Raw genomic sequence first — 8,300 nt, forward strand, 5'->3', positions numbered from 1 at the left:
TTCGGCGTGGCAAAAATATTCCACAAAAACAGCGCTGCGGTATTCCCGAACAACAAGGACAATTCACTCATTCACCGCCATGACTCCTTACTTTCATAAAGAACCGGTGCTGACCCTGGAGGGCGTATCGATGAGCTACCAGGGTGAAGTAGTGCTGCGCGACATCAGCGCCCAAGTCTTGAACGTGGTGCGGCCGGGCATGACCCAGGGCCAGGTCGTGGGTTTCTACGGCCGCTCGGGCATCGGCAAGTCGGTGCTCTGCCGCATCATTGCCGGCCTCACCGCGCCGGCTACCGGCACGGTGCGGGTGGGCGAGGAGCAGCACTCCGTGCAGGCCGGCGACGTGGGCCTGGTGCAGCAGCGCTACCCGCTCTTCAACCACCGCACCCTGGCCGATAACCTGCTGCTGGCCGCCGCCCGCAAGCACGAGCCCGAAGCCGCGAAACGAGAAGTAGCCGCGTATCTGGAGCGGTTCCGGCTCGACCAGCACGGCCGCAAGTTCCCCGCCCAGCTCTCGGGCGGGCAGCGCCAGCGGGCCGCCATTGCCCAGCAGCTGCTCTGCTCCGACCACCTGATCCTGCTCGACGAGCCCTTTTCCGGCCTCGACGTGGCCATGATTGACGAGGTGAAGAAAATCATTCTGGAAGTCACCACCATGGATGAGCTGAACACGGTCGTCATCGTTTCCCACGACATTGCCACCACCACGGCCCTGTCCGACACGCTCTGGCTTATGGGCTACGAGCGCGACGCCGCCGGCCAGCTGCTGCCCGGCGCCACCATCAGCAAAAACCACCAGTACGACCTGGCCGGCATGGGCCTGGCCTGGCACCCCAACGTGGAAGCCGAGCCGGAATTCAACCGGTTTGTAGAGGAGTTGAAGGGCGAGATTCGGGCGGCCTGAAATTGCTGCTAGTTTTAGGCTGACGTCCCGGGTAGTAGCGCGAACTTTGTAGTTCGCGTAGCCCGCGCCATTAAAGCCGATTACCATCCATTCATTCACGCGAACTACAAAGTTCGCGCTACGACAGCCACCCCATGCCCACCGGTACCCTGCTCATCATCGACGACGAAACCCGCCTGCGCCAGCTGCTGAGCCGGGTGCTGGAGCTGGAAGGCTACACCGTGCTCCAGGCCCCCGACGCCCGGCGCGGCCTGGAAACCCTGCAGCAGCACGCCAACGAAGTGCTGGTCGTCCTCTGCGACGTGAAGCTGCCCGATGCCCACGGTGTGGAGCTGATTTCCAAGCTGCGGGCCCGCTGCCCGGAAGCCGAAATCGTGCTCATGACGGCCTTTGGCACCATTCCCGACGGCGTGCAGGCCATGAAGCAGGGCGCGTTCGACTATCTGACCAAGGGCGACTCCGACGAGCAGCTCGTCGTCATCGTGGAGCGGGCGGCCGATAAGGCCCGGCTGCAGCGCCGGGTGGCGGAGCTGGAGCGCCGCGTAAGCCAGCAGCACAGCTTCGAGACGATGATAGGGGAGTCGGCGGCGCTGCGGGCAGCCCAAAATCTGGCCCGGCAGGTCGCCGTTACTGATAGCACCGTATTACTGGAAGGGCCGACGGGTTCGGGCAAGGAGTTGTTTGCCCAGGCCCTGCACCAGGCCAGCCCGCGCCGCAGCAAGCCCTTCGTGGCCCTCAACTGCGCCGCCTTCCCCAAGGATTTGCTCGAAAGTGAGCTGTTCGGCTACAAGAAAGGTGCCTTCACTGGGGCTCTCACCGACAAGCGCGGCCTACTGGATGAGGCACACGGCGGGACTTTGTTTTTGGATGAGATGGGCGAGCTGGAGCTCAACGTGCAGGCCAAGTTTCTGCGCGTGCTCGAAACGCAGACTTTTACCAAGCTCGGCGACACGAAACCTACGGCCGTGAATGTGCGCATCGTGGCTGCCACCAACCGTAATCTTAAGCTCGAAGCCCAGGAAGGCCGCTTCCGGTCCGACCTCTATTACCGCCTCTCCGTCTTTACCATCGACGTACCCCCGCTCAAGGCTCGACCGACCGACGTGCCGGTACTGGCCGAGTTCTTTCTACAGTACTTCGCCGCCCGCCTCAAAAAGCGCCTGCCGGGTCTGGACGCCGAGTGTTTGCGCCTGCTGCAGGCCTACGATTGGCCGGGCAATGTGCGGGAGCTCAAAAACGTGCTTGAACGCGCCGCTATCCTCACGCCCGACAATGAGCTGGTAGCCGCCAGTCTGCTGCCCACCGAATTCTACACTCTGCCCGGTGAGGCCCGCTCCGTCGCCGACGACCCCCACGACCGGAGCCTGCGGGCCGTGGAAGCCCGTCACATTCGCCAAGTGCTGAGCGAGGTAGAAGGCAATAAAACCGAAGCCGCCCGCCAGCTCGGTATCGGCCTGACTACGCTCTACCGCAAGCTCCAGGAATACGGCTTGTCAGCCTGAACTTCCTTTTTTTGTACCTTCTCAACGCCCTGCCCGCCGGCCTTCGCGCGGCGCAGTCGGCTTTCTACACCCATGAAATTTGCCCCGCTTTTGCTTGTTGGTTTGCTTTCTACCGGTTCCGCCTTGGCCCAAATACCAACGTATGCCGACTCAGTAGGCTACATCGAGGAACGGCTACCCTTGCCCGCCGGGCTGAGCGTGTACGGATTTGCCGATGCCTACTACGGTTACGATTTTGCCGGCAAATCGGCGCAACGGCCCGCGTTTCTCTACTCGCATAGCCGCGCCAATGAGTTTGCTCTGAACAATGCCGTGCTGGGCGTGCGCTACGAGGAAGCCCGTGTGCGTGGCGCGCTGGCCCTGCACACGGGCACCTACGTGGAGGCCAACTACGCCAACGAGCCCACCGTACTGCGCAACATTTACGAAGCCTCCGCCGGCTTCCGGCCCACGGCCAAGTCGTGGCTGGATCTGGGCGTTTTCACGTCGCACATCGGCTTCGAGTCGGCCCTGAGCAAGGACAACTGGACGCTGACCCGCTCGCTGATGGCCGAAAACTCGCCTTATTACGAAACCGGGGCCCGCTTCACCTACGAAATTTCGCCCCGGCTCACGGCCACCGCGCTGGTGCTCAACGGCTGGCAGCAGATACGGGACGTGAACCGCGCCAAAAGCCTGGGCACCCAGCTGCAGTGGAAGCCTACGGCCAAGTGGCTGCTCAACTCCAGCATCTATTATGGCAACGACCAGGCCCAGCAGGACACCCGGCGGCGGCGCTTTTTCCACGACTTCTACGCCACCTACTCGGCTACGGAAAAGCTGTCGGTAGCAGCCGTATTCGATATCGGAACCCAGCAAACCGAGGAAAAGCCCCAAAACGATACCTGGGCCGCCGGCGCGCTGCTAGCCCGCTACCGGTTCACCCCGGCGTGGGCCCTGGCCGGCCGCCTGGAGGTGTACTCTGCCCGCGACGGAGTCATTATCAACACCAGCCGGCCTACGCCGGCCAACTCCAACACCCAACTTAAGGGCGCCTCGCTGAACGTCGATTACGCGCCGTCTTCCCACCTCACGGCCCGCATTGAAGGCCGCGTCCTGAACAGCAGTCTGCCCGTGTTCGACGGTGGCAGCCACCGGCCGGCCACCACCTACGGCAACCTGACCACCAGTATTGCGCTGAGTTTCTGATGCGCCCTTCTATGACCCTGAAAAACCGAATCCGGCTGAGTGTGCTCAGTATGCTGCTGCTGCTGCTCATCGTGGGTGGCTACAGCTACGGCGTGCTCACGCGCCTCGACCACCGGGGCCAGCACATGCAGCAGGCCAATCTGCACTCGGTGGCCCTGGGCCAGCAGATGCTCTGGGCCCTGAGCGGCCTGGCTCAGGAGCCTTCCCGCCCCGCCGCGCTGCCCGAGTTCCGCCGCGTCCTGACCCGGGAAGGCGCCAACATTACCGAGCCCGGCGAGGCCGAATTGGTGGATAGCCTGACCCAGAACCTGGCCGACTACCAGCAGCTGCTCGACAACCAGGCCCCGGCCGCCGCCCGGCAAGCGGAATTGCTACAGCTGCAGGCCCAGACCCACCGTCTGCTGACGATGAACCTGCAGGCCTCGGCCGGGCAGGGTCAGGAAGCGGCCCGGGCCGTGCGGGCCGCCAAAACCACGCTGCTGCTCATTCTGACGCTAAGCACGGTACTGGGGGCGAGCCTGGTGCTACGGCTGCCGCGCATCGTGGTGCGGCCCCTGCGCCGCCTCAGCGCCGATATCGAGTTGGCCACCGACCCCGGCACGGCGGGCCGGCTGCCCATTGAGCGCCAGGACGAGGTCGGGCACGTGGCCCAGGCCTTCAACCGGATGCTGGGCCAGATGCAGGATTTGCGCACGGCCAGCCGCGCCGAGCTTATCATGCAGCGCAACCGCATGGAAAGCATCGTGCAGGGCCTCGACGAAGGGCTGCTGCTCATCGACCAGAACCGCCGCATCATCCTGGTAAACCCGGTGGCCAGTGAGCTGCTGGGCCAGCCCGCCGAGGCCCTCATCGGCGAGCTGGCTGCCGACGTAGCCCGGCACAACGAGTTCTTGCAGACGCTGCTGGCCGCCGAAGCCGCCGCGCCCCAGCGCGAAACGCCCAACGCGCCCGAGTACACCATCACCCGCCACGGCGAGGAGGCCTACTACCGGCTGTCGGTAAACCCGATTCTGTCCTACAACGACGTGACGGCTCAGACCGAGTTTGTGGGCCATATCCTGTCGTTGCGCAACGTGTCCGACTTCAAAAAGCTGGATCAGGTTAAGTCCAACTTTCTGGCCACCGTGTCGCACGAACTCAAAACGCCCCTGGCCAGCATCAATCTGAGCTTAAAGCTGCTCCAGGATGAGCGGACCGACACGGCCGAGCGGCAGCGCATTGCCGGCGGCATCCGCCTCGAAACCCAGCGTCTGCTGCGCATGGTGGGCGAGCTGATCGATGTGTCGCGCCTCGACGCGGGCGTGGGCATCAAGCTCAACCCCGAGCCCGTGGCCCTGGCCCAGGTGATGGACTACGCCGATGACACCATTATGGCCCAACTCGAAGACAAGGAGCTGCAGCTGCACTACCAGCTGCCCGCCGACCTGCCCGCCGTGCGCGCCGACCTGGAAAAAACCACCTGGGTCGTGATTAACCTCATGGCCAACGCCATTCGCTACTCACCGGCCGGGGAGTGCATCACCATTAGCGCCGCGCAACTGGGCAGCCTGGTGCAGGTCAGCGTGCGGGACTGCGGCCCGGGCATTGCGCCCGAGTATCACGAGCGGATATTCAAGCGCTTTGCTCATATTCCCAACCGGGACGGTGTAAAAGGCGGCTCGGGACTGGGCCTGAGCATCAGCCGCGAGTTTATTACTTCCCAGGGCGGGGAGCTCTGGGTGGAAAGCATGCCTGGCCGCGGCAGTGTGTTTCATTTCACGCTGCCAGTGATGAGCTGAAGCCAGGTGTTGCCCATAACCAGGTTGCCTATAACAGAAGAGGCCCCGACATTTGTCGGGGCCTCTTCTGTTATGGTACTATGCAATTCAGCCAGACTGTCTCTTAGATGTCGCCGCCGCTGCCGTCGCAGGCGCCCTTTGTGTACGTCGTGACGCCGGCTTTGCCCGCGTAGCAGGCATTGGGGTACGTTACGCCGTTGCTGCACACTGGGGCGTACACGTCCAGGCACTGGATATCGTCGCCTTTGGCATTGGCGGTCGAGGTGGCCTTACCGGGAGCGGGAGCCGCACTTTCTTTAGCACAGGCTCCGGTTAGGAGCAGCAGGGTAAACAGAGCAAGTTGTTTCATAAACTCAGAAAGGGGACAATGTGTAGAGATGTGCAATATTAACCCAGTCTAATGCTTGTCGCCAGGACGTAGTAGCGTTAATTGTGACATGCCTTTTGACTCCATTTATAAGATAATTCCGGGCTTGCCGCTGCCGTTGCTGAGTACGGGTATTAGAAAGACACCTGATATTGAGCTACAACCGCGCTGCGTCGCCGGTCTACCGTGTTTTCGCCGTTGCTCTGCGTCACGTAAAACGGCCGGTTCTGGTAGCTGAGCGTGAGCTTGGACGTGTGCCCGGCCAGCAGCCAGTTCACGCCCGCGTCGAAGAAGTGCAGATCGTCGGTGAGGCGCTTGTAGTGCGAGTACTGGTAGCTCACATAAGGCATAAAGGTGGTTTCGCCCACCAGGTTGTCGCGCAGCTTGTAGCCCAGCTGGGAGTAGAGCACGTTGCCGGTACCGTACTGCGGAAAGGCGTTGCCGAAGGCGCCGAGCAGCGCATTGGTACTGCTGGTGCCGGTAGCTGGGTTCATCGGGCCGTTGTTGCGCAGGTAGCCCGGGCCGTAGTCGAGGTGCATGCCTACAGCGTAGAAGTTCACGCTCGGGGCGCCTTTGGTCGTGTCGATGGGGGCGTCGTAGTACACATCCACGGCTACCTGCTTCATAGCCTGGGTGAGGGTGTCGCGGCCGTTGTCGGCCTTGTACCACATGGCGTCGGGCTGCAGAATGGCGCCGGCGCCCACGTTGAACACGCGCTTCTTGCCCAGGTAAGTACCCGCGTTATAGGCCGTCAGATTACTTTCCTGGTCCTTAAACTGCCACATCAGGTAAGCCTGGTACTGGGGCTTGCCGGGGCGGCGCGAGAAGTTGGCGTTGCGCGTCAGCGCGGCAGTACCGGCCGAGCCCTTGGTGATGTCCAGTGGGTTGCTGATGGCCACGCGGTAGTCGAGCTTGCTGAGCTTGCCCTTGGCGTAGATGCTGAGCTTGCGGCCAAACTGGTCGTTGACGTCGTTGGTGGTTTCGGCTTCCAGCGGCAAATCGAGGCCCATGATGCTGCCCGTGGCCGAGGCCGTGAAGCGCGACAACCCGTTCCAGGCGCCCAGGCCGGTGCCCAGGGAGAGGCTGTTTTTTACCACCGCGTATTCGCCCACGGCATCGTGCAGGAAGAAGCCGACTTTGCGGTCGGAGAGGTAGCTGTAGTTGTTGATGCCAATCTGGGAATAGATAAATACCCGGTCGGTAATCTGCCCGAAAAACTGCATCCGGAAGCGCCGGATACCGATGTCGTAGGTCTCGGGCTTGCTGAAGCCGTTGACCTGGGTGCCGGGGTTGCTTTGGTTGTAGCGGGCCCACACCTGGTTGAGCAGGGTCATTTTAATGTAATGGCTGCCGTCGGGGTTGAGGGTGAGCTTTCCGTCTTTAAACGTTTGAGCCTGCGTGTGCAGGGCTCCTGCCAGCAACGCGGGTGCCAGAAGCAACCCGCTACGCCACCGAAACTGTGTCATGCGTACTATAATGAGTGAAAAAAGCTTGGGAGGGGGCTAGCCCCCGGATGGAAAGCCGAACCCCGGCGCGAAGCACGCAGTTTTTAGCCGGATTGTCTGCTATATAGTTCGGCTGGCCGCTGCGCTAAACACAAAACAGGGCGCCTCCCTGGGGAAGCGCCCTGCTGTCAGTAGTGCCGGGGCAGACGGTTTTGCTTAGTTGAGCCAGATGGTGTGCAGCATCTCGAAGCGGTGCGGCGCGTAGGCATTGTAGTAGGGGGCTTCGGCCTGAAAGCCGAGGATGTGCACCAGCGGAATGCCCTCCAGGTGCGACTCCACCACGCGCACGGGGTAGAGCTGGCCTTCTTCGGGCCAGTCACCTACGTGGTTGAAGGGGCGGCTGCCGGCGTCAAGGCAGCGGGCATAATCCACGAAAGGAGCGTGGGTAGTAGCTTCGGCGAGGGTCAGGTTAGCAACTTCGTGCGACATAGGACAAAAATGAAAGAACCCGGAACGGGCCCGATGGGGAAATGACGGCCGGGGCGGTGTTGGGCAAAACCACCGCCGCCCGAAAAAAGAGGAGCCGGCCGCTCCTGACAACGCTTTTGACGTTGTTCAGATTCCGAAGATAGAAAATAACTCCAGTTTCCAATACCGGAGCGGAAAAAGGAACCGGGCTTTTTCCGACGGTTTTTTTCCGCTCGGCCCGACTTAAGCCCGGCAATACCTTGTACTTTCGAAACCCCGCAACCCGGCCAGTGTCCGGGAGCCAGCAGCTGCACTTTTTTCTCTATTGCCTTTTACCTGCTTTCCCTTATGCAGCTGCAGCAAGTTCTGACGCCGCCACAGGCCCGCGAATTTCGCGCGTTTGCCGTGCGCCTCTACCGCGCCGACCCTCACTACATCCGCCCCCTCGACCAAGACATCGACCAGGTTTTTGACCCCAAGCGCAACAAGTACTTCCGCCACGGTGAGCTGATTCGGTGGCTGCTGCTCGACGAACGGGGCCGCACCATTGGGCGGGTGGCGGCCTTTATTAATGAGCGTACCGCCCGCACGTTCGAGCAGCCCACCGGCGGCATGGGCTTTTTCGAGTGCATCGACGACCAGGCCGCC

7 protein-coding genes and 1 pseudogene are annotated in these 8,300 nt (G+C 62.1%); 5 read left to right on the plus strand and 3 right to left on the minus strand.

Going from position 1 to position 8,300, the window contains the following annotated elements; translation table 11 throughout:
- Window positions 1-79: 79 nt before the first annotated feature.
- The 4 genes from LGH74_RS22775 to LGH74_RS22790 all read left to right on the plus strand — a co-directional run bounded on the left by LGH74_RS22775 (window position 80) and on the right by LGH74_RS22790 (window position 5,372).
- Window positions 80-904 (plus strand): ATP-binding cassette domain-containing protein, encoded by an 825-nt coding sequence (locus LGH74_RS22775; protein WP_226180119.1) that lies wholly within the window; start codon window positions 80-82, stop codon window positions 902-904.
- A gap of 134 nt (window positions 905-1,038) precedes the next feature.
- Window positions 1,039-2,406, plus strand: coding sequence for a sigma-54-dependent transcriptional regulator (locus LGH74_RS22780; protein WP_226180121.1), 1,368 nt, complete (start codon window positions 1,039-1,041; stop codon window positions 2,404-2,406).
- Window positions 2,407-2,529: 123 nt separating this feature from the next.
- On the plus strand, window positions 2,530-3,594 hold the full coding sequence (locus tag LGH74_RS22785; protein WP_226180123.1) for a porin: 1,065 nt from the start codon (window positions 2,530-2,532) through the stop codon (window positions 3,592-3,594).
- A gap of 11 nt (window positions 3,595-3,605) precedes the next feature.
- Window positions 3,606-5,372 carry an ATP-binding protein gene (locus tag LGH74_RS22790; RefSeq protein ID WP_226180125.1) on the plus strand — a complete coding sequence of 589 codons (1,767 nt, stop codon included), beginning with the start codon at window positions 3,606-3,608 and terminating at the stop codon, window positions 5,370-5,372.
- A 103-nt stretch (window positions 5,373-5,475) separates the two neighbouring features.
- Here the strand turns inward: LGH74_RS22790 and LGH74_RS22795 are convergent, their stop codons facing one another.
- From LGH74_RS22795 to LGH74_RS22805, 3 genes are all read right to left on the minus strand, one after another.
- Window positions 5,476-5,721 (minus strand): Kazal-type serine protease inhibitor family protein, encoded by a 246-nt coding sequence (locus LGH74_RS22795; RefSeq protein ID WP_226180127.1) that lies wholly within the window; start codon window positions 5,719-5,721, stop codon window positions 5,476-5,478.
- A 152-nt stretch (window positions 5,722-5,873) separates the two neighbouring features.
- The gene (locus tag LGH74_RS22800; RefSeq protein ID WP_226180129.1) at window positions 5,874-7,205 is read right to left on the minus strand and encodes a hypothetical protein; all 1,332 of its coding nucleotides are present in this window, start codon (window positions 7,203-7,205) and stop codon (window positions 5,874-5,876) included.
- Window positions 7,206-7,400: 195 nt separating this feature from the next.
- Window positions 7,401-7,673: a hypothetical protein gene (locus tag LGH74_RS22805; protein ID WP_226180131.1), complete on the minus strand. Its 273-nt coding sequence runs from the start codon at window positions 7,671-7,673 to the stop codon at window positions 7,401-7,403.
- A 327-nt stretch (window positions 7,674-8,000) separates the two neighbouring features.
- Here LGH74_RS22805 and LGH74_RS22810 point away from each other — a divergent pair.
- Window positions 8,001-8,300, plus strand: a pseudogene (locus LGH74_RS22810) (hypothetical protein); the annotation flags it as partial.

It is taken from the genome of Hymenobacter lucidus (assembly GCF_020447265.1).
Taxonomy (GTDB): domain Bacteria; phylum Bacteroidota; class Bacteroidia; order Cytophagales; family Hymenobacteraceae; genus Hymenobacter; species Hymenobacter lucidus.